Source organism: Mariniflexile litorale, assembly GCF_031128465.2.
Classification (GTDB): Bacteria; Bacteroidota; Bacteroidia; order Flavobacteriales; family Flavobacteriaceae; genus Mariniflexile; species Mariniflexile litorale.
In genome coordinates this window covers 1,929,901-1,955,904 of record NZ_CP155618.1, presented here as the reverse complement: position 1 = coordinate 1,955,904, position 26,004 = coordinate 1,929,901, and the positions used below count along the sequence as shown (strand labels likewise).

Here is a 26,004-nt window from a genome sequence, read left to right as displayed (position 1 = left end):
ATGGTTAATTTTCAAAAGAACTATCTTTCATATGTCTGTAGAGCCAAAATTAACACGGTTTAAACAAAACGTGCTATCTAAATACCAAATATACAATAGTATATTTATGACCTTACCTTTTGATGCTGTTACTAAAACTGGAGCATTACTCCCTTTATTTCATGAAACCTGCGAAAAAGGGTTTAAAAATGGAGACGATCCAACCACTATAGTAGACTCTTTTTTTAAAAAATACCAAGGAAGACGCTCGAAAGAGAGCCAAATAAATCTACTTTTTAGATTCATACAATATATAGAACGCCAAGTGGTTTTGTTTGATGCTGTTGAAGACGCTGCTTTTCCCATTGTAAACAATATGGAAGGTATTGGTACTTTAAGAAATCTTAAAGAATCTGCTGTTTCTAACAACAACTTAGAAGCGCTACAAAATTACCTTGAAGAGTTTAAAGTACGTATCGTCTTAACGGCGCATCCAACTCAATTCTACCCAGGTTCTGTACTTGGAATTATTACTGATTTAACAGATGCTATTAAAAAAAATAACTTATCTGAAATCAACAATCTATTTGCACAATTAGGAAAAACACCTTTCTTTAAACACGAAAAGCCAACACCTTATGATGAGGCCAAAAGTTTAATATGGTATTTAGAAAATGTTTTCTATCAGTCTTTTGGTGAAATTTATAATTACATCCAACAAAACATTTATGATGATGGTAAAAAACACAACGAAATAATTAATATAGGTTTTTGGCCAGGAGGCGACCGTGATGGAAACCCTTTTGTGAAACCAGATACCACGCTGCGTGTAGCGAAAAAGCTTAAACAAGCCATCTTAAAAAAATATTATGCTGACTTAAAAAATTTAAGACGCAAACTTACTTTTAGAGGGGTTGAAGAGCGTATTATCCGTTTGGAAACTATTCTATACAACTATAGCATCAACTTAAGCTATCCCGAAGCTATAACTGCAAAAGAATTACTTAAGGAGTTATTAGATATTAGAAGCGTTGTTGAAAAAGAACATCAATCATTATACGTTTCCGAAATTAACAGTTTGATAAACAGAATTCATTTATTCGGGTACAATTTTGCGACTTTAGATATTAGACAAGACAGCCGTATTCACCATTCGGTTTTTACAACGGTAATAGATCATATCATTAGTTCAGGAAACCCCGCGTTTCCAAAAAATTATCATGATTTATCTGAAGCTGAACAAATTGAAATATTATCGGAAGTCAGCAATGTATCTGTAGATATTAATGCTTTTGAAGATGAGATGGTTTACAATACTTTAAAAACTATTGAAGCTATTAAAGACATACAAGAAAGCAACGGCGAGCGTGGTGCTAATAGATATATAATTAGTAACAACCAAACAGCTTTAAACATGATGCAACTTTTTGCGATGCTTAAAATTGTAGCCTTTAAAGAAGAATTACCTGTTGATGTTGTTCCTCTTTTTGAAACCATAACCGATTTAGAAAATGCGCCTGGAGTTATGGAGCAATTATATACCAACCCAGCGTATATGGCACATTTAAAAGCTCGTGGCAACAAACAAACAATCATGCTTGGTTTCTCTGATGGAACGAAAGACGGTGGTTATTTAATGGCTAACTGGGGTATTTATACTGCTAAAGAAATGCTTACTGAAATGTCTAGAAAATACGGTATCACTGCCATATTTTTTGACGGACGTGGTGGACCACCAGCAAGAGGTGGTGGAAAAACACATCAATTTTACGCTTCATTAGGCCCGAAAATTGAAGATAAAGAAGTACAGCTTACTATACAAGGTCAAACTATTAGTTCTAATTTCGGAACTCTAGATTCATCTCAATATAATTTAGAACAACTTATTAGTTCTGGGATGTTTAACCGCCTAGGGAAAGAAAAACATGAACTAGCTGATGAAGATAGAACTGTAATGAACGATTTAGCTGAAACTAGCTATGTAGCTTATAAAGACTTTAAAAGTCATGCCATGTTCATTCCGTATTTAGAAAGAATGAGTACTTTAAAATATTATGCTAAAACCAATATTGGAAGTAGACCATCGAAAAGAGGTACTTCAGATAAGCTAGTGTTTTCAGATTTAAGAGCCATTCCTTTTGTAGGATCTTGGAGCCAATTAAAACAAAACGTTCCTGGATTTTTTGGTGTTGGAACAGCATTGAAAAAGTATGAAGAAAAAGGAGAGTTTCATAAAGTGGAAGCACTTTACAATAATTCTAAATTCTTTAAAACCTTGTTGGAAAACAGCATGATGAGTTTAACCAAATCATTTTTCGATTTAACCAAATACATGTCTAAAGACGAAGAGTTTGGTGCGTTTTGGAATATTATTCACGATGAATATATTACAACAAAAAGCTTATTATTAAAACTTACAGGGTATAAGCAATTAATGGAAAATGAACCTTCTGGAAGAGCCTCTATTGAAGTTAGAGAATCTATTGTTTTACCATTGCTTACTATACAACAGTATGCACTTAAGAAAATTCAAGAATTAGAAAAAGAAGAAGTTAAAGACGTTGATCAAATTAAAATATTTGAGAAGATTGTAACACGTTCTCTTTTTGGAAATATTAATGCCAGTAGAAATTCTGCGTAAATTAAATATAGAATTATATATATAAGAAAAAGGCTGTCCTGAAAATCAAGACAGCCTTTTTTGTTTTATTTCGAAGCTTATTAAATTAGGAATAACTTATTACCTTAAAGTATCACCGCCTTTTTCTCTGGTTCGTATTCTGTAAGTTTCTTTTATATCCGACACAAATATTTTTCCATCACCCACATCGCCAGTTGCTGCCGATTTAAGAATTGCCTGTATGGTTGCTTCTTCAAAATCATCATTTACAACAATGGACAAATACCTACGTTGAATATCACTGGTGCTATAAGACACTCCTCTATATACATGTCCTTGTGTTTCATTTCCAATGCCTGTAACATCCCAATAAGAGAAAAAATTTACTCCTACTTCGTGTAAAGCTTCTTTTACTACGCGATATTTAGATTTTCTAATAATTGCTTCAATCTTCTTCATAATAACTCTATTTAATAGTTTACATCAAAATTAAAGAAAATATTGGCAGTATTTTTATGCTCTTCTATTTATAGCATAAAAAAAAGAGGAGTTTTACTAAAATAGTAAAACTCCTCTTTTCAATAATGTATTATTTATAATACTTATATATATTAATGCTCATTCAATCTAAAGTCTGGATATGCATCCATACCATGTTCGTGTGCATCCAATCCTTCTAATTCTTCTTTTTCAGAAACACGTATTCCCACCGTTTTCTTAAGTGTAAAAATGATAATAAATGCAGTTACTATACAGAATACAGCATAAGCACCAACACCAATTAATTGGCTAATAAACTGATCTACACCTGCTAAATCTCCAAAAATACCTACTGCTAAAGTTCCCCAAATACCGCATACTAAGTGAACTGCAATAGCACCAACTGGATCGTCTAATTTTAATTTATCAATAAAAGACACAGCAAAAACTATTAGAGCACCAGCAATAGCACCTATTAAAATAGCATCGGTTGGACTCATTTGGTCAGCTCCTGCAGTAATACCAACTAAACCCCCTAAGATACCATTTAAGAACATCGTTAAATCTAAGTTTTTGTACATAGCTGTAGAAACTAACATAGCTACTACACCACCAGCCGCAGCTGCTAAACATGTAGTTACAAGCGTTAATGATGTTAATCCTGGATCTGCAGAAAGCACAGAACCTCCATTAAATCCGAACCATCCTAACCATAAAATTAAAACCCCAGTAGTTGCTAATGGAATGTTATGTCCAGGAATTGCTTGTGGTTTTCCTTCTTTAAATTTACCAATACGAGGGCCTAATAAGCAAACAGCAACAACAGCTGCCCATCCACCAACAGAGTGTACTAAGGTAGAACCTGCAAAATCATAAAAAGGAGTTTCTAAAGTTTGTAAAAATCCACCACCCCATTTCCAAGATCCAGCAATTGGGTAAACGAACCCTACATAAATTACTGTAAAAATCATGAATGGTACAATTTTAATACGCTCTGCAACCGCACCAGAAACAATGGTAGCAGCAGTAGCAGCAAACATACCTTGGAATAAGAAGTCTGTCCAATACGTATAACCCTCGTTATATGTTAAATCTAATACACCTTCAGCTGTTAATGGCGAATCCAAACCAAATCCAGCAAAACCTAAAAATCCGTTAAAATCTCCTGGATACATTAAATTAAATCCTACTACACAATAAAGAAGCAACCCAATGGTTATTATAAAAATGTTTTTAAATAAAATATTAATCGTGTTCTTTTGTCTCGTTAATCCTATTTCTAAAAGAGAGAACCCTAAGTGCATAAAAAACACAAGTGCTGTACAGATCATCATCCATACATTATTTGTTGTAAGTAATTCCATAATATGTTTATTGTTTTGTTTAGATGATTATTATTTTAAAGTGTCTCCACCTTTTTCTCCAGTCCTAATTCGGTAGCAATTATTGATATCAGATACAAAAATTTTACCATCTCCAACTTCACCTGTGCCAGCAGATTTAAGAATGGCTTGTACAGTTACTTCTTCAAAATCATCATTTACTACAATGGCTAAATGCCTGCGTTGAATATCGCTTGTGCTATAAGATACGCCACGGTAAACATGTCCTTCTTTTTCATTTCCAATACCAGTAACATCCCAGTAGGAGAAAAAATTTACACCAATTTCATGTAAAGCTTCTTTAACTACACGATATTTAGATTTTCTAATAATTGCTTCAATTTTCTTCATTTGTAATAAAATTTTAAAGTTGAAAACACAAAAATAGAAAATAATTTAACAAAGGGGGCAAAATGAAAGGGTGTATGTTGTAATAAATGATAAAAAAACAAAAGTACCCCTAAAAATTTAGGGATACTTTTAATAAAAATCAATTTAATTATTAAATATTGATATTAGTTATATCGTTTAGCTTAAAATATGAATATGATTCCACGCTATATTCTTGAATATTAAGTTGACTACTCAAAATTTATATTTTTTAATAATGGCTTCAATTTTTTATAATTAGGATATAATCCAATTCAATAAAGTTTTCTAAATAATTTTAGTTTCATAAATCTAAAAAGAGGCTATCTGAAAAGTGTATTTTATTTACTTTGTCAGGTTGATCTTGTCGAAACTGATATGGATTATCAGTAAGTTTGAATATTTCGACAGGCTCAATATGACTCAGAATAACACTTTTCAAACAGCCTCTTTTTGATTTTTTATTTTTAAAATTTAATCTATTTCTCTTTGTCTCTTACCAGGGTAAGCTAAAGAACCGTGTTCGGAAATGTCTAGTCCAGCTATTTCCTCAGCTTCAGAAACTCTTAAGCCAATAGTCTTTTTCAAAATAAGTAAGAAGATGTAAGAAAGACCTATAGACCATACGGCATAAGCTAAAACTCCAATAGCTTGAGCTCCTAATTGAGCAGCGCCTCCACCATTAAATAATCCTATACCAGCATCGCCATCAACACCCCAAAGACCTATAACTAAGGTTCCCCAAGCGCCAGCTACACCGTGTACAGAAATAGCACCTACAGCATCATCAACTTTTAATGTTTTTTCTACAAATCCTATAGATAATACTACAAGTAATCCACCTACTAGACCAGCTAAAACTGCACCACCTTCTGTCATGTTTCCACAACCAGCAGTAATACTTACAAGACCAGCAAGTGCACCATTTAATGTCATACCTAAGTTTGGTTTTCCATTTTTAAACCAAGTAAACAACAAAGCTCCTAAAGCTCCAGCTGAAGCAGCTAAATTGGTAACAAGTACTACTTGAGAAGCAGCATCAGAATCCGCACCACCCCAAGCTAATTGAGAACCACCATTAAAACCAAACCATCCTAACCAAAGGATAAATACACCTAAAGTAGCATACATTTGATTGTGACCGTGCATTTCAATTGGTTTACCGTTTAAGTATTTACCAATTCTAGGACCAACCATCCAAGCAGCAACTAATGCAGCCCATCCACCTACAGAGTGAACAATTGAAGATCCAGCGAAATCGATAAATTCAGCAGGCATAATATCTGTATTGTTTAGCCATCCACCATTCCATTCCCATCCACCAGCGATTGGATAGATAAGAGCCGTCATGATGATACTAAAAATAGCATAGGTTGTATACTTTGTTCTACCTGCAATAGCTCCAGACACGATGGTAGCAGCAGTAGCAGCAAATACAGTTTGAAAGAATAAATCGGCAGCACCTTGAGAAAAGGTAAAACCTCCCCAGTGTAAGAAACCACCTGAGGCATCAGCGCCATACATTAATGAATATCCAATAAACCAGAAGGCTAGTGAGCCTACTGCGATGTCTAGGAAATTTTTCATGGCGATGTTAACCGCATTTTTAGAATCAGTCATTCCAGATTCTACCAAGAAAAATCCTGCTTGCATAAAGAATACTAAAATACCAGATATAAGCATCCAAAGCATTCCCATGTCGCCTTTCACAGATTCTGCAAGGACTTCAACAGCTGTGGCATCTTGAATTATAAGGGGCATGTTAAATATTGACATAAATAAAAAGTTTTAAGGGTTAGTTAGAGAAAATAAAGCAATACAATTTAATGTTGAATTGCTTTATTTTCTTTATTTGATTGTTGTGTTTTATTTCATTCTTAGAAAGAGTAAATAGCAGCCAAAGTAAAAGCGGCTAAGCTTTTAGTAGGAGCTAAGTCATTATCTGAATATACTTCTTGAGAATTACTATCTAAACGTAATTCTGGTTTGATTATTAAGTTTTCAAGAGTATAACTTCCTGTTAAAGTAACAGCAAAAACATCTTGATCATCTACACTAGAATCTGCATCACTTAACCAGTCAAAAAATTCACCTCTTAAACCAATTGAAAAATTATCAGAGGTAGCTACTTGTGGATAAAGCGCAGCTCCCATAAATCCTTCACCATCATTGTCAGCATAAGCAGCATTGATACCTAAGAAGAAAGAATCGGACAAATCAAACCCACCTGTGTAATCTACTTCAAAACCAAGGCCTACATTCGCATAGTAAAAATTTAAGAATTGTCCAGCATATCCAAATTGAGCTCCTAGTGAATAATCACCAGACATATTATTATTAACATCAGTCTCATTCATAACGGCTAACATTAGACTAAAATCATCAGATAAAGCAAAATCAGCTTTTAAACCCACATGAGAAAATGGTCCATTGGAAAACAAATAAGAAGTACTGTAATTAAAATTAGCTACAGGAGATATAACCTCATATCCTAAAAACGTATTAAAACGACCCATGGTTAATTTAGTGCTTTCTGATACATTCCAGTAAGCATATAATTGATTTATAAAAATACTTTCATCTCCACCAACAGCACCTACACCTCTAGGCCCAAATGCTAAATCTGCAACAGCACCTGTTGTTTCTCCTTCATATGTGGCAATAATATTTGCCATACCTAAAGCGAATCCAGTTTGTTCGGCAAAAGAAGAACCAAAAGAAGCTCCAATATTATCGGGAGCTGTCAAGTAAGTTTGATAGTATGCATCTACACTACCGCCTATGCTTACTTTTTTAGTAGGAGTTTCTTCTTGACCAATTACTACCGTAGCCATAAAAAGCATTGAAAGAGTTATTAATTTTTTCATAATGTTTAAATTTTAAGTTATTGATTTATTAGTTATGTTCCTTAAGAATGCTTCAAAACTATATAAAAAAACTTAACCCCCATTAAAAATAGGGGTGTTTGATTTATTTTTACGAATATTTCATTTTTAACCCTATTTTTTATAGGGTGTGTTGTGTTTTTTGATCTTTTTTGATTTTTTGTTAAATGGTTTAATTGTATTATCGTCAGTATTTTCTAATTTTTAATGGTTTTATTTTTGTTAAAGCGAATTATTATTAGCATAATTTCAGTAATTCACATTATTCTATAATAATAGGTGTTGAGTATTTAATAAAAAATGTCTTTATTATTAACATATAATTATTTTTAGTCAAACTTCGCTTCTAAAATCGAAATAATGAATTACCCCCTATTGTTATTCAAGAACAAGGTTATATCTTAGCGTCTCAACTCAAATTTTTAAACCAATATTTGTTGATTATGCTGAAGAAACAAGGAATGTATTTACCTGAATTCGAACACGAAAATTGTGGTGCAGGTTTTATTTGTAATCTTAAAGGAGAGAAAACAAATCAAATTATTCACGATGCGTTAGAAATTCTAGTAAAGTTAGAGCACCGAGGTGGTGTAAGTGCTGATGGAAAAACCGGGGATGGGGCTGGTTTGTTAATTGATATTCCTCACGATTATTTTAAACGCGTATGTAGTTTTAATCTTCCTGAACAAAGAGAATACGCTGTAGGTATGGTATTTTTACCCAAAGTACCTAACCAATATCAATTTTGCAAAGATACTTTTGAAAAAGAGATAAAAGAACAAGGCCTTTCTATACTAGGATGGCGTCACGTACCTGTAGATTCTACTCAATTAGGAGAAATTGCATTGGCTTCAGAGCCTAATATAGAACAAATTTTTATTGGAAAAACAGAAGATATAACTGAAGCTGTTTTTAAAGCTAAATTATTTGCTGCCCGTAAAATTACAGAACATGCTATTAGAAAATCTAAAATTTCTGAAAGTGGTTATTTTTATTTACCAAGTTTATCTACAACAACTCTTATTTATAAAGGTATTATCATGCCTGAAGATATTGGGCCTTATTATACCGATTTACAACAAATAGATTTGGTAACGCGTTTAGCACTAGTTCACCAACGCTTCTCTACCAACACGATGCCTACCTGGGAACTAGCACAACCGTTCCGTTTTATGTGTCAAAATGGTGAGATAAACACCCTTCGTGGTAACGTAAGTAGAATGCGTGTGCGTGAAGAAATTATGAAAAGTGACGTTTTCGGACCTCAAATAGAAAAATTATTTCCAATTATATTACCAGGAAAATCAGATTCTGCTTCTATGGATATGGTGGTTGAGTTGTTAACTCATACCGACAGGTCTTTACCAGAAATTATGATGATGATGATTCCAGAAGCATGGGAAAAACACCAAACCATGTCTCCAGAACGTAAAGCATTTTACGAATACAATGCTTGTATTATGGAAGCTTGGGATGGTCCTGCATCGGTACCATTTACAGATGGTGATTATATCGGTGCTTTACTTGATAGAAATGGCTTAAGACCTTCAAGATATACCATTACCAAAAGTGGTAAATTAATTATGGCTTCGGAAATTGGTGTGGTAGAAATTGCTCCAGAAGATGTAGAAAGACATGGTAGATTAGAGCCAGGAAAAATGTTCTTGGTAGACATGAACAAAGGGCGAATTATTGAAGATGAGGAGATTAAAAGTAAAATTGTTTCTGAAAGACCTTACAAAAAATGGTTAGATGAAACACGCTTACATTTAAAAGATGTGCCTTACACCAACGAAACTTGCCCGATAGAAACCATTGATATCAAAACAAGACAACGTTTATTTAATTATACGTTCGAAGATATACAAGAGGTTATTACACCTATGGCAGTTGCGGGAAAAGAAGCTTTAGGTTCTATGGGTATTGATACACCTTTGGCTGTATTATCCGACAGACCGCAATTAATTTCAAATTATTTCAAACAATTATTCGCCCAAGTTACCAACCCTCCTTTAGATGGTATCCGAGAAGAAATTGTAACAGATATTAGTTTAAATCTTGGAAAAGATAGAAACATTTTCAGCATTACAGAAAGACAGTGTAGAAAATTAAGAATTCAAAACCCTGTTATTTCTAATGACGATTTAGAAAAAATAAGAAGCATATCAATAGAAGGATTTAAAGCAGAAACTATTCATATTTTATATCCAAAAGCACAAGGTCTTAACGGTCTAGAAGATGCTTTAGAAAATATGATTATTCAAGTTTCTAAAGCTCTTGATAAAGGCGCAAACATCATCATTTTATCGGATAGAGGTGTTAATAAAGAATTTGCACCTATACCTGCTCTATTAGCTTGTTCTTATGTAAATCATCAAATGAACCGTTTACGTAAGCGTTCTTATTTCGATATCATTATAGAATCGGCAGAACCACGTGAACCACATCATTTTGCTACCTTGTTTGGTTATGGCGCTAGTGCTATTAATCCATATATGGTAAATGAAATTATTAGATCACAAGTAAAAGAAGGCTTCATCACAGGTATGGATGAACAAAAAGCGGTTAATAACTTCAACAAAGCTATTGGTTCTGGTATTTTAAAAGTCATGAATAAAATTGGAATCTCTACACTTCATTCATATAGAGGTTCTCAAATTTTCGAAATAGTTGGTTTCAGTTCTCAGTTTGTTGAAAAATACTTCCCATATACAGCTTCTAGAATTGAAGGTATCGGATTATATGAAATTGAAAAAGAAATTACGGAGCGTTATAAATACGCCTATCCAGACAACTTAATAGACAAACGTCTAGGTTTAAATATTGGTGGAGACTATAGATGGAGACGTAATGGTGAACGCCATATGTTTAACCCAACTACGGTTTCTAAATTACAACAAGCTGTTAGGTTAAGTGACCAAGCCAGTTATGATGTATATGCAAAAGCAATAAACGAACAGGCTGAAAATTTAATGACCATTCGTGGGTTATTCGAATTTGATAAATTAGACCCAATTCCTTTAGAAGAAGTAGAACCATGGACAGATATAGTGAAACGTTTCAAAACGGGCGCCATGTCTTACGGATCTATTTCTAGAGAAGCACACGAAAACTTAGCCATTGCGATGAACCGTATTGGTGGTAAATCGAACTCTGGTGAAGGTGGAGAAGATAGAAAACGCTTCCACCCAGATTTAAATGGTGATAGTCGTAACTCGGCTATTAAACAAGTAGCTTCTGGTCGTTTTGGAGTAACATCACATTATTTAACTAACGCGAAGGAAATTCAAATAAAAATGGCTCAGGGAGCGAAGCCTGGTGAAGGTGGACAATTACCTGGAGAAAAAGTTTACCCTTGGATTGCTGCAGTTCGTAATTCCACCCCGTTCGTAGGATTAATTTCGCCACCACCGCATCACGATATTTACTCCATTGAAGATTTAGCACAATTAATTTTCGATTTAAAAAACGCGAATCGTGAAGCGAGAATCAATGTAAAATTGGTATCAGAAGTTGGTGTGGGTACTATTGCTGCTGGGGTAGCAAAAGCCAAAGCCGATGTGGTATTAATTGCTGGGTATGATGGTGGAACAGGAGCTTCTCCTTTAACATCACTAAAACATGCTGGCTTACCTTGGGAACTTGGTTTAGCCGAAGCACAGCAAACGTTGGTTTTAAACAACCTAAGAAGTCGTATTGTTGTAGAATGTGATGGCCAATTAAAAACAGGTCGTGATGTTGCTATTGCAGCCTTATTAGGTGCAGAAGAATTTGGTTTTGCAACCGCTCCTCTTGTAGCTTCTGGTTGTATTATGATGCGTAAGTGTCACTTAAATACATGTCCAGTAGGGATTGCAACTCAAGATAAAGAATTACGTAAAAACTTTAAAGGCACACCAGAACACGTTATTAACTTCTTCTACTATATTGCTGAAGAATTAAGAGGTATTATGGCACAATTAGGGTTTAGAACGCTTGCAGAAATGGTTGGTCAAACTCATAAAATTAACGCTAATAAAGCAATCACCCACTATAAAGCTAAAGGCTTAGATTTATCGGCTATTTTACACAGACCAGAAGCTTATAAGCTTATGACTGTTAAAAACACTGAAAAACAAGACCATAATTTAGATGACGTTCTTGATTTTACAATCTTAAAAGATTCTCACCGCGCTTTATATAGAAAAGAGAAAATGACTTTAGTATACCCCATACACAATACAGACCGTACTGTGGGCGCTATAGTTAGTAATGAAATATCAAAAATATATGGCCATTTAGGTTTACCAGAAGATACACTTAATGTAAACTTTGCAGGATCTGCTGGTCAAAGTTTTGGAGCTTTTGGAGCAAATGGATTAACATTTACTTTAGAAGGAAACACCAACGATTATTTAGGAAAAGGATTATCTGGTGCTAAATTGATTATTAAAAAACCTGTAAAAGCCGATTTTATTGCAGAAAACAACATCATTGTTGGTAATGTTTGTTTATTCGGTGCTATTCAAGGTGAAGCTTATATTAACGGAATTGCTGGTGAACGTTTTGCTGTTAGAAACTCTGGAGCAATTACTGTTGTAGAAGGTCTTGGAGATCATGGTTGTGAATACATGACTGGGGGTAAAGTGGTAGTACTTGGTAAAACTGGAAGAAACTTTGCTGCAGGTATGAGTGGTGGTATCGCATATGTATACGACCCTGAAAACAAATTTACAAACGGTTTATGTAATACCGAAACTATAGAATTTGAAGAAGTTTTAAATGAAGATGCTCAAGATTTGAAAGCATTAATTAAAAACCACGTTCAGTACACAAATAGTAACCGAGGTAAAGAATTATTAGCAAACTGGGAAACTAGTTTAAAAAACTTTGTAAAAGTGATGCCTACCGAATATAAAAAAGCATTAATACGCTTAGAGACTGAAGAACAAATGGTAGAAGAACTAACAATAGCATAATGTCATGGGAAAAGTAACAGGATTTAAAGAATTTGAAAGACAAGATGAAAGTTATGCGCCTGCAAAAGAGCGTATAAAACATTATAAAGAATTTACCGTTCCTTTAAATGATGCGGAGATTACAAAACAAGGATCACGTTGTATGGATTGTGGTATTCCTTTTTGCCACAGTGGTTGCCCACTTGGTAATCTAATACCAGATTTTAACCACATGGTTCACCAAGGTGAATGGCACAAAGCCTCATGGTTATTGCATTCAACCAACAATTTCCCAGAGTTCACAGGCCGTTTATGTCCTGCACCCTGCGAAAAATCGTGTGTATTAGGTATTATTGAAGACCCCGTTTCAATTGAAAATATCGAAAAACAAATTGTAGAGCGTGCTTTTAAAGAAGGTTGGATAAAACCACAACCACCAAAAATCAGAACGGGTAAAACCACTGCTATTGTAGGCTCTGGTCCTGCTGGTTTAGCAGCTGCTCAACAATTAAATAGAGCTGGACATACCGTAACCGTTTTTGAGAGAGATGATGAAGTTGGAGGTTTATTACGATATGGCATTCCTAATTTCAAAATGGAAAAGGGTGTTATAGACCGTAGAATTGCCATCTTAAAAGCGGAAGGTATTATATTTAAAACCAATGTAAATGTTGGTGTAAATTATGACGTAGAAGATTTAAAGAAATTTGATGCTGTTGTTCTTTGTGGTGGTGCTACCGAAAGAAGAGGTTTACCTACTCCTGGTGCCGATGCCGATGGTGTTGTACAAGCCATGGATTTCTTGACCCAGCAAACCAAGGTGTTATTTGGTAAAGAGGTTAAAGACCAAGTTTTAGCAACGGACAAGCATGTTATTGTAATTGGTGGTGGAGATACAGGATCTGATTGTGTTGGAACGTCTAACCGTCACGGTGCAAAATCGGTAGTGAATTTCGAAATTATGCCAAAACCACCAGGACATCGTTCACCTACAACGCCTTGGCCTTTTTGGCCATTGCAGTTAAAAACATCATCATCGCATGAAGAAGGTGTTGAACGTAACTGGTTAATAAATACGAAAGAGTTTATTAAAGATGCTAATGGTAAATTAACAGCTTTAAAAACAGTAAACGTAGAGTGGAAAATGGTTCCTGGAGAACGTCCTCAATTAATTGAAGTTGCAGGAACCGAAAAAACATGGCCATGTGATCTAGCATTACTTGCCCTTGGTTTTACAGGTCCAGAAAGTACTATTGCTGATAAATTAGGTCTTGAAAAAGATGCCCGTTCTAACTACAAAGCAGAATACGGTAAATACCAAACAAACATCCCTAACATATTTGCTGCTGGCGATATGCGCAGAGGGCAATCATTAATTGTTTGGGCTATTTCGGAAGGTCGTGAAGCAGCACGTCAAGTAGATATTTATTTAATGGGTAAATCAGATTTACCTTCTAAAAATGAAACTGGCGATTTAGTAGCTTTATAAATATCAAAATTAAACTATATAAAAAACCCTTTACTATTCTTAGTAAAGGGTTTTTTATATAATAAATCTGCAAACATTTGTCTTTTCAACTAAAAAAACTCAAAATCACCCAGTTTTAAAAACATTTTAAAACTAATTTAACATAATAGAAAATGTTAAATACTATATTTGTTTTCCAATATATTTTTGATGGTTAAAAAGGCAATAGCAATATTTTTTATAACATTATTTATGGCACTTATTGTATCGCCATCAATAATTGTTGTATTAGATGATTCTATTGATACATCAGTTTTTTATTCACTAGCAGAAGAAGAAGAAAACGGCAAAGTTAAAAAACTTATATCCCCTTTTTCTTTACAATGTAATGAATTTGCTAGTAATTATGCATTAAAAAACCTTCAGCACTTTGGGTTTTGTTTTAAAAAATATCCAAAACCACATCTCAATTTAATTTCCCCCCCTCCAGAGCAAATCATATTATAATTTCGCTTTATTTCTGACTTTTTAAAAGTCAACTAATCACGTTTAATAACTTTTGGTTTAATAATCAAGAGTGAAATAATATTATAATATGTTCAAAACTATTAAAAACGACTTGCCTGCAAGTATCGTTGTATTTTTTGTTGCTTTACCCTTATGCTTGGGTATTGCTTTAGCCAGTGGTGCACCCTTGTTTTCGGGCTTAATTGCTGGAATTATTGGAGGGATTGTTGTTGGAAGCTTAAGTGGTTCCAAAATTGGTGTTAGTGGGCCTGCAGCTGGATTAGCCGCTATTGTTTTAACGGCTATAGGCACTTTAGGTGGTTACGAAAATTTTCTTGTTGCCGTGGTATTAGGTGGTATCATTCAATTACTTTTTGGTGTTTTAAAAGCAGGGGTTATTGGTTATTACTTTCCTTCTTCTGTTATAAAAGGCATGCTAACGGGTATTGGTATCATCATCATTTTAAAACAAATACCAAACTTTTTTGGTTATGATGAAGAATCTGCTTGGGATCTTGAATTTTTTGAAACTGATGGAGGTAATACCTTTTCAGAATTATTCAGTATGTTGGGCAATATACACCCTGGAGCTGCTTTAATTGGTATTGTTAGTTTATTATTAATAATATTTTGGGATAAAGTATTAAGTAAAAAATCTAGAATATTCGAATTAATCCAAGGCCCCTTTGTGGTGGTTGTTTTAGGGATTATCTTTTTTACTGTAACCCAAAACCATGACTTATTATCTATAGGACAAAAACACATGGTTAGTGTGCCAATCCCTGATAATGCTACCGATTTTTTAAACCAGTTTAGTTTTCCAAATTTTGCCGCCATAACGAATGTTGATGTTTGGGTTACGGCTTTTACTATTGCATTAGTTGCAAGTTTAGAAACTTTGCTGTGTGTAGAAGCTTCCGACAAAATTGATCCCGATAAAAATGTAACACCCACAAATCGTGAGTTATTAGCACAAGGTACAGGTAATATCATTTCTGGATTAATTGGTGGCTTACCAATTACACAAGTAATTGTTAGAAGTTCGGCAAACATTCAATCTGGTGGGAAAAGCAAATTATCTACCATATTACACGGTTTTCTTCTTTTAATCTCTGTTATTTTAATCCCCCGCTTGCTTAACATGATTCCTTTATCAGTTTTAGCAGCTATCCTTTTAGTTGTTGGTTTCAAATTGGCAAAACCATCTTTATTTCAAACAATGTACAGACTAGGATGGAAACAATGGATTCCGTTTATAGTAACCGTAGTTGGAATTGTATTTACCGATTTGCTTTTTGGTATTGGTTTAGGACTTATGGTGGGTATTGTGGTAATATTACTTAAAAGCTACCAAAACTCACATTTTCTTCATATTGAAGACAAAAGCAATGGCAAACATAAAATTAAAATGACACTTGCTGAAGAGGTTACTTTTTTTAACAAAGGAGCTATTCTTAAGGAATTAGAAAGCTTACCAAGAGACACCTATTTAGAATTGGATCTTATTAAAACCAGATATTTAGACAATGATATTATTGAGATTCTAGAAGATTTTCTCTTTAAAGCTGAAGAACGAAACATAGATATTAAACTTGTTTCAAAACGCGGTATTGTAGAAAATCCTTCAAGTTTTATCAAATTCTTTAACGAGAGACCAAAATCGAGTTTAAGTTTAAATTAAGTTATCATGAAAAAAAATAAATATAAAATATTAGTGCTTGCCGATTTAAAAAAATCGACAAGCACTACGCTAAAAAGCACCATTAGTTTAGCTAAAATGATTGATGCCGAGGTAGATTTCTTTTATGTAAAAAGTGCTTCAGATGTTGTCGAAAGAGATAACCAACTGTCTGCAATTCGTACCATTAATCATGATTATACTGCTACCAATAAGAAAATAAAAGAGATCATCCAAGCTGTTTCAGAGAATCATCAAATAAACATAAATTATTCGTTTGCTTTTGGGAATATTAAACATGAAATAGGTAATTACATTAAAGAAAAACAACCAGACATCATCGTTTTAGGAAAGAAAAAGAACAATCTAATAAATTTGGGTGGCGATAAAATTATTCAATTTGTTCTAAAACAATTTAATGGTACTATTCTAATAGCAGATGCTCATAATACTTTGGAACCCAATGAAAAACTATCATTAGGTGTGTTGAACAATATTGAAACCATGCTTAATAGCACTTTCGCTGAAGATTTAATGGCTCATACCCAAGAACCTATAAAATCGTTTAAAATCCTTGAAAAATCGAAAGTATTAAATAAAGCCAATTTTTCAACAAACATCAATACTATAGAATATGTATTTGAAGAAAATGACAATGCTATTGATAACTTATCAAACTACATTTCTAAAAACAACATTAACCTATTGTGTGTTGATAGATTGAAAAACGATTCAAAAAATAAATCAAAAGAAACAATACACGATGTTAAGTCTATAATTAAGAAACTTAATGTCTCGCTCCTATTAACAGCAAAACAAAATTATTCATTATAATATAAGTAAACACAAAATTAAAACAATATAACATTATGAAAGCACATACAAGAGAAACGCAATCAACCATGACCCCTCAAAAGGCATTACAATATTTAAAAGAAGGAAATCAAAGATTTCAAAACAATTTAAAAGCAAATCGTAATTTATTAGAACAAGTAAATGATACAAGTGAAGGACAATTTCCTTTCGCTACTATTTTAAGCTGTATTGACTCTAGAGTATCTGCCGAATTAGTTTTCGATCAAGGTTTAGGTGATATTTTCAGTGTTCGTATTGCTGGAAACTTTGTAAACGAAGATATTTTAGGAAGTATGGAGTTTGCATCTAAACTAGCAGGAACAAAATTAATAGTGGTACTAGGTCACACTAGCTGTGGCGCTATAAAAGGCGCTTGCGACGATGCTAAACTTGGCAATTTAACAAGCATGTTAGCTAAAATAAAGCCTGCAGTTGAAGCTGTGGCAGAACCTACAGATAAAAACTTAAGAAATTCTAAAAACATAGATTTTGTTGATAATGTTGCAGAAAAAAATGTAAGCATTGCTATAAATAACATTAGAAAACAAAGCCCTGTTTTAAAAGAAATGGAAGACAATAATGAGATTGATATTGTTGGAGCTATGTATGATATTAATACAGGCGAGGTTGCATTTTTTGAATAAAAAGAATAAACATATTATGAAGAAGAGGATAAGTATGGTAGCACTAACATTCATGTTAGTGTTGCCTAACTTTATAAACGCACAAGACAGTAATTTTGGGAATTGGCTTATTTATATTGGGAATAAAAAAATAAATTCTAAATGGAATATTCACAACGAAATTCAATACCGAAATTATAATGCTATTGGCGATTTAGAACAATTACTTATAAGAACAGGTTTAGGCTACACGTTTAACGAAGGAAAAAATAATGTATTATTAGGTTATGGCTACATCTTATCTGAAAATTATATAGGAGATACTGATGATAAAATAAGTGTTAACGAACATCGAATTTTTCAGCAATTCACATCTAAACAAACTATAGGAAGCGTCACATTAAACCATCGATACCGTTTTGAACAACGCTTTGTTGATGATGATTTTAAAATGCGTTTCCGTTATTTTTTAGGTTTAAATATTCCTTTTTCTGAAACAAGTAAGTACTATGTTTCTACATATAATGAAGTATTTTTAAACACAAAAAGTGCTATTTTTGATAGAAACAGAGTTTTTGGAGGCATTGGTTGTAACTTAAATAAAAATCTAAAACTAGAAGCTGGATATATGAATCAGTTTTTTGAGACCTCAGGTAGAGATCAGTTTAATTTAATTGCATTTGTAACCTTTTAAAAAGAGCACCATCAAGAAAGAAATCAATACTTTATTATATATAGACTTATTTCTTGATTTTAAATAATTAACTTAGAAACTTTAACATGAATTTCAATATGAAAAATCTATTTTCAAATTTAAAAGGCGATGCTTTTGGCGGTATTACTGCTGGTATTGTAGCATTACCACTTGCACTAGCTTTCGGAGTATCATCTGGTCTAGGTCCAAGCGCTGGACTTTATGGTGCCATTTTTCTAAGTTTTTTTGCAGCACTTTTTGGAGGCACAAGTACTCAAATTTCTGGACCAACAGCACCGATGACAGCTGTGAGTATGGTTGTAATTGCGGGTATCATTGCTGTAAACGATGGCGATGTGGAAAAAGCCTTACCTGCCATACTTATCGTATTTTTATTAGCAGGTTTTATGCAAGTCGGATTAGGGGTTTTAGGACTTGGTAAATACATAAAATATATTCCCTACCCCGTGGTTTCTGGTTTTATGACTGCCATTGGTGTTATTATTTTAATTACACAAGTTTTACCTTCTATAGGATATTATCCAAAAGAAGACACCGAGTTTGTAAGCCAATTTAAACCTCAAGCTGAAGAATTAATTTTAGAAACTATTTTAAAAGAAGAAGCGGGTGAAGGTATTTTAGTTTTAGAAAATTTTAAAGAAACGGTAAACAGAGCTCAACTTATTAATGACGATGATATTTTAAAAGAATCTAAAACACTCGCTAAAAATGAAGCATCTGGTGTTTTAGGAACCTTAAAAGTATTGCCTAGAGCGATTCAAAATATAAACTGGTTAGAGTTAATTTTAGCTCTTTCCACTATATTCATCATCTATGGATTTAAACGTATCACTACCAAAATACCAAGCACCTTAGTGGCTTTGGTTGTCGTGTCTGGAGCAGCTATTGCGCTTGGAGTAAACTACAGACCTATTGAAGAAATTCCAAGCGGCATACCCATACCACATTTAGAAATTTTTACAAGTTTTAGTATCGCCAGCATAACACCTTATATTTTTACAGCTTTAACTTTGGCATTGTTAGGAGCCATCGACTCCTTATTAACTAGTGTTGTAGCCGATAATATGACCAAAACAAAACATAAACCTAATAAAGAACTTATTGGGCAAGGTATTGGAAATAGTATAGGAGCTCTTTTTGGTGGTATTCCAGGTGCTGGAGCCACTATAAGAACTGTAGTTAATATCAATTCTGGAGGAAAAACAAAACTTTCAGGTATGATTGCTGGTATCATGCTTCTAATTATTTTAATGGGTCTTGGCCCGATAGCATCTAAAATACCAGCAGCAGTGCTAGCAGGTATATTAATTACAGTTGGTATAGGAGTTATGGACTATAAAGGACTTAAAGCGATACCAAGTTTACCAAGAGATGCTAAAATTGGACCTATTAAAGTAAGTTCAGAAGTCATTATTATGTTTGTTGTTTTACTACTTTCTACGTTCTGGAATTTAGTTTACGCAGTAGGAATCGGGCTTATAATAGCATCTTTAATGTTTATGAAAAAAATAGGTGATTTAACGGCCGAACGCTCTGACGTTAAATCTTTAAAGGAAGAAGCTTGGAAAGATGAGCTAGATTTTCCTGAGCAATTAAAAGAAAAGGTGTTTATTAAACATATTAAAGGCCCTTTATTTTTTGGTTCTACAAGCGAATTCCAAAGTTTATCGGCTCAAATTCCAACTACTGCATCTATGGTTATTATTCGTTTAGACCGTATGCAGTATATGGATCAATCTGGTTTGTACGCCATGGAAGATGTGCTCCAAGAACTTAATAAAAACAACATCACAGCACTGTTTGTTGATTTACTAGATCAACCAAAATACATGATGGAACGTATTGATATTATTCCTGATTTAATGCCAAAGGAACATATTTTTAACACATTTAATGATTGTATTAAATGGATTAAAGCTAAAGGTTAAAAGGTTAGAATAGCTTTAAAAACAGAAAATGCGAACTGAGAAGTTCGCATTTTCTGTTTTTAAATATTATATCTTTTTTATTGAGCATCACGCATAAACTCTTCACACTTTTCAACCATATTTTTACTACCACAAATAAAAGGAACACGTTCGTGTAATTCGGTTGGTTTAATATCTAAAATTCTGGTAAATCCATCACTAGCCTTGCCGTTAGCTTGTTCAGCCAAAAAGGCCATAGGGTTACATTCATATAACAAACGCAATTTACCATTAGAGTTTAATGAACTTTTAGGATATAAGTAAATACCACCTTTTATCATGTTTCTATGAAAATCGGACACCAAAGACCCAATATATCTAGAAGTATAAGGTCTATCTCCCTCTTCTTGTTGACAATATTTAATATAGTTTTTAACACCTTGTGGAAAGTGAATATAATTTCCTTCGTTAACTGAGTAAATATATCCGTCTTCTGGAAACAGCATGTCTGGGTGCGATAAATAAAATGACCCAATGGCAGGATTCAATGTAAACCCATTAACACCATCACCTGTAGTATAAACTAACATCGTAGAAGTTCCATAAACAACATAGCCTGCTGCAACTTGTTGACTCCCTTTTTGTAAAAAATCTTCAATAGTTACTGGGCTTCCAACAGGTGTCACACGTCTGTAAATTGAAAAAATAGTTCCTACAGATACATTTACATCAATATTTGAAGAACCATCTAACGGGTCTATTAACACCACATATTTATTTTGATGATTTTCATCTTGACTATTAATAGTAATAAAATCATCTTCCTCTTCACTTGCAATCCCACAAACTATATTTCTATTTGTTAGTGTTTGAATAAATTTTTCATTGGCATAGACATCTAATTTTTGTTGGTCTTCACCTTGTATATTTGTATCACCAGCAGCTCCAATAATATCTACCAATCCGGCTTTATTTACTTCATGATTTACAACTTTGGCGGCTAGTCTAATAGAATTAATAAGACTAGATAATTCACCCGAAGAATATTTAAAGGATGCTTGATTTTCAATAATAAATTCTCCTAAGGTTTGCTTTTTATGAGACATAAATTAGATTTTTATACTACAAATATCCGTTATTTTTAATGAACTACAACGTTTTCGCTCAAGATTAATCTTTTATATATTCAACTTTAAACTATCTTTGAAATAATTTAAAAAAATTATGAGTTTCACAATTAGAAAGGCAGAAAAAGAAGATATGCCACAAGTGCTATTGTTAATAAATCAATTAGCGCATTTTGAAAATGAACCTGATGCTGTTGAAGTTACTTTAAAGGATTTAGAAAATGATGGCTTTAACGAATCTCCTGCATTTATGTGTTTTGTGGCTGAAGTAAATAATAAAGTAGAAGGTATAGCCATCGTTTTTAACCGTTTCTCGACATGGAAAGGTAAAATTTTGCATCTTGAAGATTTAATTGTTAACGAATCGATGCGCGGTTTGGGTTTAGGCACAGCACTTTTAGATGAAGTTATTAAATATGGCCATCAATTGGGTGTTAAACGTATTAATTGGGAAGTATTAAATTGGAATAAACCAGCCATTGCTTTATATGAGAAAAAAGGCGCTCGTGTTTTACAAGATTGGTGTGTGGTTCATTTAAGCGAGGAAGGTATAAATGACTATATAGCAAACTTATAGCATGCAAGTATTCAAATTTGGTGGTGCATCAGTTAAAGATGCTAATGGCGTTAAAAATGTTGCTTCATTATTACAAAAAGTAGGTTATAGAAACATACTCGTTGTGGTTTCTGCTATGGGAAAAACAACCAATGCCTTAGAACTTGTTGTTAAAAATTATTTTGAAAATAAAAGTGAATTACAAAGTGCTTTACAGGAGGTTAAAAAATATCATAATGAAATTTTATTAGATTTATTTAATAACGAAAACCATCAAGTATTTAAAAAAGTAGGCTCTTTTTTTAATGAGCTTAATCTCTTTTTATCATCTAACAAATCGCCCGATTATAATTTTGTTTACGATCAAATTATAGGATATGGCGAATTAGTTTCAACAGTTATTATTAGTGAGTATTTAAATAGCATTCAAATAAAAAATAACTGGATAGATGTTCGCGAACATATTAAAACCGATAATTATTACAGAAGAGCAAACGTTAATTGGGAAGAAACGCAACAGCTTATTTTATCAAATTTCAATAAGACCATTTTAAACATTACCCAAGGTTTTTTAGGTAGCGATACCAATAATTTCACAACGACATTAGGGAGGGAAGGTAGCGATTATACCGCTGCTATTTATGCCTATTGTTTAAACGCAGATAGTGTTACTATTTGGAAAGATGTTCCGGGTATTTTAAATGCCGACCCACGATATTTTGAACACGCTCAATTACTTAACAAAATAAGTTATCGTGAAGCCATAGAATTGGCTTTCTATGGAGCCTCGGTTATTCACCCAAAAACCATACAACCATTACAAGGTAAGGAAATCCCTTTGTACGTAAAATCGTTTTTAAACCCAGAGGCACCTGGAACAAGAATAGGAAAAAACATTACTTTAGAACCTATGGTTCCTTGTTTTATCGTTAAAAAAAATCAAGTTTTAATCTCGTTATCCTCCTTGGACTTTTCATACATTGTTGAGGAAAGTATCAGCGAAATATTCAGTTTATTACATTTATATAAAATGAAAGTAGATGTTATTCAAAATTCTGCCATTAGTTTCTCAGTATGCGTCGATAATCTTTATGATAATCTTGAAAAATTATTACATCATTTAAAAGCAAAATTTAAAGTAACTTGTCATGAAAACGTATCACTCTATACCATTCGGCATTACACCCAAAACGCAATTAACCAAATTGAAGAAGGTAAAACCGTGCTATTAAAACAATTAACACCAGAAACTGTTCAAGTAGTAAGTAAATAAACAATTTAGTACATTTACAGTCATGACCAAACAACAAGATTTAGGATTAGTTTCAGCAAAAGAAGTGGCCAAAGTAATAAACGTAGATAAGTATGGATTTATCGGAACGCTTATTGGGTGGCTGCTTATGAAAGTACTTAAAATATCTACCATAAATAAATTTTACATGCGGAACAAACACCTTGAAGGTGTTGATTTTTTAGATAAAATTTTAGATGAATTTCAAATTAAATTTGAAATTCCTGAAGAAGATTTAAAACGACTTCCAAAAGAAGGTGCTTACATTACGGTTTCAAACCATCCACTTGGAGGCATTGATGGAATTTTACTTTTAAAACTGATGCTGGAACAGCGTAAAGATTTTAAAATAATTGCCAACTTTTTATTGCATCGCATTGAGCCTATGAAACCTTACATAATGCCTGTAAATCCTTTTGAGGACAGGAAAGATGTAAAATCGAGTCTTGTAGGTTTTAAAAATGCCATTTTACATTTACGTGAAGGTCGCCCGTTAGGCATTTTTCCAGCAGGAGAAGTATCAACTTACCGAGATGGTAAATTGATGGTTGATAAACCTTGGGAGGAAGCTGCCATGAAATTGGTAAAAAAAGCTGAAGTGCCTGTAGTGCCTATTTACTTTCATGCTAAAAATAGCAGATTATTTTATAAACTTTCAAAAATTAGTGATACGCTTAGAACAGCCAAATTACCTTCGGAAGTATTAACGCAGAAACGGCGTATTATTAAGGTAAGAATTGGAAAACCTATTTCGGTTGAAGACCAAAAAGAACATGCATCTCTTGAAGATTTTTCAGAATTTTTAAGACGAAAAACCTATATGCTATCAAATTCTTTTGAAAATAAATCGAAAATATTAGATAACATTCAGTCTACTTTAAAAACACCTAAAGTTCCAAAAAATATTGTAACACCAGTTGATAGTGTGTTAATGACTAATGAAGTAAAAGCCTTACGTAAGGATAATTCTAGATTATTACAAAGTAAAGACTACGAAGTCTTTTTAGCTGAAGCTACTAAAATCCCCAATATACTACGTGAAATTGGGCGTTTACGCGAAATTACGTTTAGAGCAGTTGGAGAAGGCACTAACGAAGCTATTGATTTAGATACTTTTGATAATTATTACCATCATATGTTTCTATGGGATAATAGTAGTAATGTACTTGCTGGTGCTTACCGAATGGGCTTAGGTTCTAAAATTTTTGAAAAATACGGGATTGATGGTTTTTATTTACAAGACCTTTTTAGATTTGAACCCGAATTACATAAAATGATGAGTCAGTCTATCGAAATGGGACGTGCATTCATTATTAAAGAATACCAACAAAAACCGATGCCGTTGTTTTTACTTTGGAAGGGTATTGTACATACAACACTTCGATATCCTGAACATAAATTTTTAATAGGTGGTGTGAGTATTAGTAACCAGTTTTCAAATTTCTCAAAATCATTAATGATTGAGTTTATGAAATCGCATTACTACGACCCGTATATTGCGCAATATGTACACCCTAAAAAGGAATTTAAAGTAAAGTTAAAAGATGCCGATAAAGACTTTGTTTTTGATGAAACCGAAGCCGATTTAAACAAGTTTGATAAGATTATTGACGAAATCGAGCCAGGAGCATTACGCTTGCCTGTATTACTTAAAAAGTACATAAAACAGAATGCACGTTTGGTGGCTTTTAATGTGGATCCTTTATTCAATAATGCTGTAGATGGGCTTATGTATATTAGAATTGAAGATTTACCAGAAAGTACCGTACGTCCCGTAATGGAAGAGTTTCAAACAGAATTAGAGCGTAAGTTTACGGAGACTAATGAGGAATAAAACTTATATATTATCTAAACAACATAATTATACCACCTAAAGCAGTAACTAAAAATACAAACCGTCTGTAATTAACATTCGAAATAAGTTTCACAATATAAGCTCCTAGGAAAAAGCCAAGAATGATCATGGGTATTAAAACTGAATTTAAAACCAAGGTCTTTGCACTTACGGTATTCCAAACGAATATATGAAAGGGTAATTTAAATACATTTATTATAAAAAACAACCAAGCAGCAGTACCTATAAATTCATTTTTAGGCATACGCATGGCTAGAAAATAAATATCAGAAATAGGTCCTGCTAAATTACCAACCATGGTGGTAAAACCAGCCAGAAAACCTGTTGAATTAGAAAACCATTTATTAGTTGGTATAGCGTTAGATTTTCGGTTTTCCATATAAAACATGATGAGTACAGACCCAATAATGATGACTGCCATGATGCGTTTAAAAATAGCTTCAGAAATATCGTTGCCTACCCAGACACCTACTAAAACCCCAATAACCATAGCAGGCAATAGTTTTTTTATATAATGCCACTGGGCATGCTTGTTATAATACACCACTGCAAAAATATCGGCACATATTAACATAGGGAGTAAAATACCTGTAGATGTTTTTTCACCAAAAACAAAAGCAAGTATTACAACAATAATAATTCCAATACCCTTTATGCCAGATTTAGATAAACCCAATAAAAAAACAGCAAAACAAATAGCTACCCATTGTAATACTGTTAAATGAAATGATTGTAGAATTTCGAAATATGTCAACTTAGATGATGGGTTT

Annotated in this window: 19 protein-coding genes; 12 read left to right on the top strand and 7 right to left on the bottom strand. The window is 33.2% G+C overall.

From position 1 onward, the window contains the following. Positions 1-31 precede the first annotated feature (31 nt). Positions 32-2,620 (top strand): phosphoenolpyruvate carboxylase, encoded by a 2,589-nt coding sequence (locus QLS71_RS08205; protein WP_308993211.1) that lies wholly within the window; start codon positions 32-34, stop codon positions 2,618-2,620. A 99-nt stretch (positions 2,621-2,719) separates the two neighbouring features. Here QLS71_RS08205 and QLS71_RS08200 read toward each other — a convergent pair whose 3' ends face one another. The 5 genes from QLS71_RS08200 to QLS71_RS08180 all read right to left on the bottom strand — a co-directional run bounded on the left by QLS71_RS08200 (position 2,720) and on the right by QLS71_RS08180 (position 7,697). Continuing rightward, entirely contained in the window at positions 2,720-3,058 is a 339-nt protein-coding gene (locus QLS71_RS08200; RefSeq protein ID WP_308993212.1) for a P-II family nitrogen regulator, read from the bottom strand. Positions 3,059-3,210: 152 nt separating this feature from the next. Next, the gene (locus QLS71_RS08195) at positions 3,211-4,443 is read right to left on the bottom strand and encodes an ammonium transporter (RefSeq protein ID WP_308993213.1); all 1,233 of its coding nucleotides are present in this window, start codon (positions 4,441-4,443) and stop codon (positions 3,211-3,213) included. Between the two features lie 30 nt (positions 4,444-4,473). After that, positions 4,474-4,812 carry a P-II family nitrogen regulator gene (locus tag QLS71_RS08190; RefSeq protein ID WP_308993214.1) on the bottom strand — a complete coding sequence of 113 codons (339 nt, stop codon included), beginning with the start codon at positions 4,810-4,812 and terminating at the stop codon, positions 4,474-4,476. 492 nt (positions 4,813-5,304) lie between these two features. Then, complete coding sequence (locus QLS71_RS08185) at positions 5,305-6,606, bottom strand: ammonium transporter (protein WP_308993215.1); 1,302 nt, start codon at positions 6,604-6,606, stop codon at positions 5,305-5,307. Positions 6,607-6,707: 101 nt separating this feature from the next. Beyond that, positions 6,708-7,697 (bottom strand): outer membrane beta-barrel protein, encoded by a 990-nt coding sequence (locus QLS71_RS08180; protein WP_308993216.1) that lies wholly within the window; start codon positions 7,695-7,697, stop codon positions 6,708-6,710. 461 nt (positions 7,698-8,158) lie between these two features. Between QLS71_RS08180 and gltB the strand changes: the two genes are divergently transcribed. From gltB to QLS71_RS08140, 8 genes are all read left to right on the top strand, one after another. Continuing rightward, entirely contained in the window at positions 8,159-12,673 is a 4,515-nt protein-coding gene (gene gltB / locus QLS71_RS08175; protein WP_308993217.1) for a glutamate synthase large subunit, read from the top strand. 4 nt (positions 12,674-12,677) lie between these two features. Then, positions 12,678-14,141 (top strand): glutamate synthase subunit beta, encoded by a 1,464-nt coding sequence (locus tag QLS71_RS08170; protein ID WP_308993218.1) that lies wholly within the window; start codon positions 12,678-12,680, stop codon positions 14,139-14,141. Positions 14,142-14,372: 231 nt separating this feature from the next. Beyond that, positions 14,373-14,627: a hypothetical protein gene (locus QLS71_RS08165; RefSeq protein WP_308993219.1), complete on the top strand. Its 255-nt coding sequence runs from the start codon at positions 14,373-14,375 to the stop codon at positions 14,625-14,627. Between the two features lie 88 nt (positions 14,628-14,715). Next, positions 14,716-16,308, top strand: a complete 1,593-nt coding sequence (locus tag QLS71_RS08160; protein WP_308993220.1) for a SulP family inorganic anion transporter — start codon at positions 14,716-14,718, stop codon at positions 16,306-16,308. A 6-nt stretch (positions 16,309-16,314) separates the two neighbouring features. Further along, positions 16,315-17,139, top strand: a complete 825-nt coding sequence (locus QLS71_RS08155; protein ID WP_308993221.1) for a universal stress protein — start codon at positions 16,315-16,317, stop codon at positions 17,137-17,139. A 35-nt stretch (positions 17,140-17,174) separates the two neighbouring features. Further along, the gene (locus QLS71_RS08150; RefSeq protein ID WP_308993222.1) at positions 17,175-17,804 is read left to right on the top strand and encodes a carbonic anhydrase family protein; all 630 of its coding nucleotides are present in this window, start codon (positions 17,175-17,177) and stop codon (positions 17,802-17,804) included. 16 nt (positions 17,805-17,820) lie between these two features. Next, positions 17,821-18,477, top strand: coding sequence for a DUF2490 domain-containing protein (locus QLS71_RS08145; protein ID WP_308993223.1), 657 nt, complete (start codon positions 17,821-17,823; stop codon positions 18,475-18,477). Between the two features lie 98 nt (positions 18,478-18,575). Continuing rightward, positions 18,576-20,426, top strand: a complete 1,851-nt coding sequence (locus QLS71_RS08140) for a SulP family inorganic anion transporter (RefSeq protein ID WP_308993224.1) — start codon at positions 18,576-18,578, stop codon at positions 20,424-20,426. 77 nt (positions 20,427-20,503) lie between these two features. Here QLS71_RS08140 and fbp read toward each other — a convergent pair whose 3' ends face one another. Then, the gene (gene fbp / locus QLS71_RS08135) at positions 20,504-21,511 is read right to left on the bottom strand and encodes a class 1 fructose-bisphosphatase (protein ID WP_308993225.1); all 1,008 of its coding nucleotides are present in this window, start codon (positions 21,509-21,511) and stop codon (positions 20,504-20,506) included. Between the two features lie 118 nt (positions 21,512-21,629). Between fbp and QLS71_RS08130 the strand changes: the two genes are divergently transcribed. From QLS71_RS08130 to QLS71_RS08120, 3 genes are read left to right on the top strand one after another with little or no spacing between them, the layout of a single operon-like run. Beyond that, a complete protein-coding gene (locus QLS71_RS08130) occupies positions 21,630-22,109 on the top strand; it encodes a GNAT family N-acetyltransferase (RefSeq protein ID WP_308993226.1) in 480 nt (159 codons plus the stop codon). A gap of 1 nt (position 22,110) precedes the next feature. After that, complete coding sequence (locus tag QLS71_RS08125) at positions 22,111-23,361, top strand: aspartate kinase (protein ID WP_308993227.1); 1,251 nt, start codon at positions 22,111-22,113, stop codon at positions 23,359-23,361. 22 nt (positions 23,362-23,383) lie between these two features. Then, positions 23,384-25,213, top strand: coding sequence for a lysophospholipid acyltransferase family protein (locus tag QLS71_RS08120; protein WP_308993228.1), 1,830 nt, complete (start codon positions 23,384-23,386; stop codon positions 25,211-25,213). A gap of 10 nt (positions 25,214-25,223) precedes the next feature. Here QLS71_RS08120 and QLS71_RS08115 read toward each other — a convergent pair whose 3' ends face one another. Next, complete coding sequence (locus QLS71_RS08115; protein WP_308993229.1) at positions 25,224-25,988, bottom strand: sulfite exporter TauE/SafE family protein; 765 nt, start codon at positions 25,986-25,988, stop codon at positions 25,224-25,226. Positions 25,989-26,004 lie beyond the last annotated feature (16 nt).

Bases quoted from the DNA above. Each gene is read 5' to 3' on its own strand.
- QLS71_RS08155 (WP_308993221.1), top strand. From the start codon at position 16,315: ATGAAAAAAAATAAATATAAAATATTAGTGCTTGCCGATTTAAAAAAA.
- fbp (WP_308993225.1), bottom strand. From the start codon at position 21,511: ATGTCTCATAAAAAGCAAACCTTAGGAGAATTTATTATTGAAAATCAA.
- QLS71_RS08165 (WP_308993219.1), top strand. From the start codon at position 14,373: ATGGCACTTATTGTATCGCCATCAATAATTGTTGTATTAGATGATTCT.
- QLS71_RS08120 (WP_308993228.1), top strand. From the start codon at position 23,384: ATGACCAAACAACAAGATTTAGGATTAGTTTCAGCAAAAGAAGTGGCC.
- QLS71_RS08185 (WP_308993215.1), bottom strand. From the start codon at position 6,606: ATGTCAATATTTAACATGCCCCTTATAATTCAAGATGCCACAGCTGTT.
- QLS71_RS08200 (WP_308993212.1), bottom strand. From the start codon at position 3,058: ATGAAGAAGATTGAAGCAATTATTAGAAAATCTAAATATCGCGTAGTA.
- QLS71_RS08125 (WP_308993227.1), top strand. From the start codon at position 22,111: ATGCAAGTATTCAAATTTGGTGGTGCATCAGTTAAAGATGCTAATGGC.
- QLS71_RS08160 (WP_308993220.1), top strand. From the start codon at position 14,716: ATGTTCAAAACTATTAAAAACGACTTGCCTGCAAGTATCGTTGTATTT.
- QLS71_RS08170 (WP_308993218.1), top strand. From the start codon at position 12,678: ATGGGAAAAGTAACAGGATTTAAAGAATTTGAAAGACAAGATGAAAGT.
- QLS71_RS08145 (WP_308993223.1), top strand. From the start codon at position 17,821: ATGAAGAAGAGGATAAGTATGGTAGCACTAACATTCATGTTAGTGTTG.
- QLS71_RS08195 (WP_308993213.1), bottom strand. From the start codon at position 4,443: ATGGAATTACTTACAACAAATAATGTATGGATGATGATCTGTACAGCA.
- QLS71_RS08140 (WP_308993224.1), top strand. From the start codon at position 18,576: ATGAAAAATCTATTTTCAAATTTAAAAGGCGATGCTTTTGGCGGTATT.
- QLS71_RS08190 (WP_308993214.1), bottom strand. From the start codon at position 4,812: ATGAAGAAAATTGAAGCAATTATTAGAAAATCTAAATATCGTGTAGTT.
- QLS71_RS08130 (WP_308993226.1), top strand. From the start codon at position 21,630: ATGAGTTTCACAATTAGAAAGGCAGAAAAAGAAGATATGCCACAAGTG.
- QLS71_RS08205 (WP_308993211.1), top strand. From the start codon at position 32: ATGTCTGTAGAGCCAAAATTAACACGGTTTAAACAAAACGTGCTATCT.
- QLS71_RS08150 (WP_308993222.1), top strand. From the start codon at position 17,175: ATGAAAGCACATACAAGAGAAACGCAATCAACCATGACCCCTCAAAAG.
- QLS71_RS08180 (WP_308993216.1), bottom strand. From the start codon at position 7,697: ATGAAAAAATTAATAACTCTTTCAATGCTTTTTATGGCTACGGTAGTA.
- gltB (WP_308993217.1), top strand. From the start codon at position 8,159: ATGCTGAAGAAACAAGGAATGTATTTACCTGAATTCGAACACGAAAAT.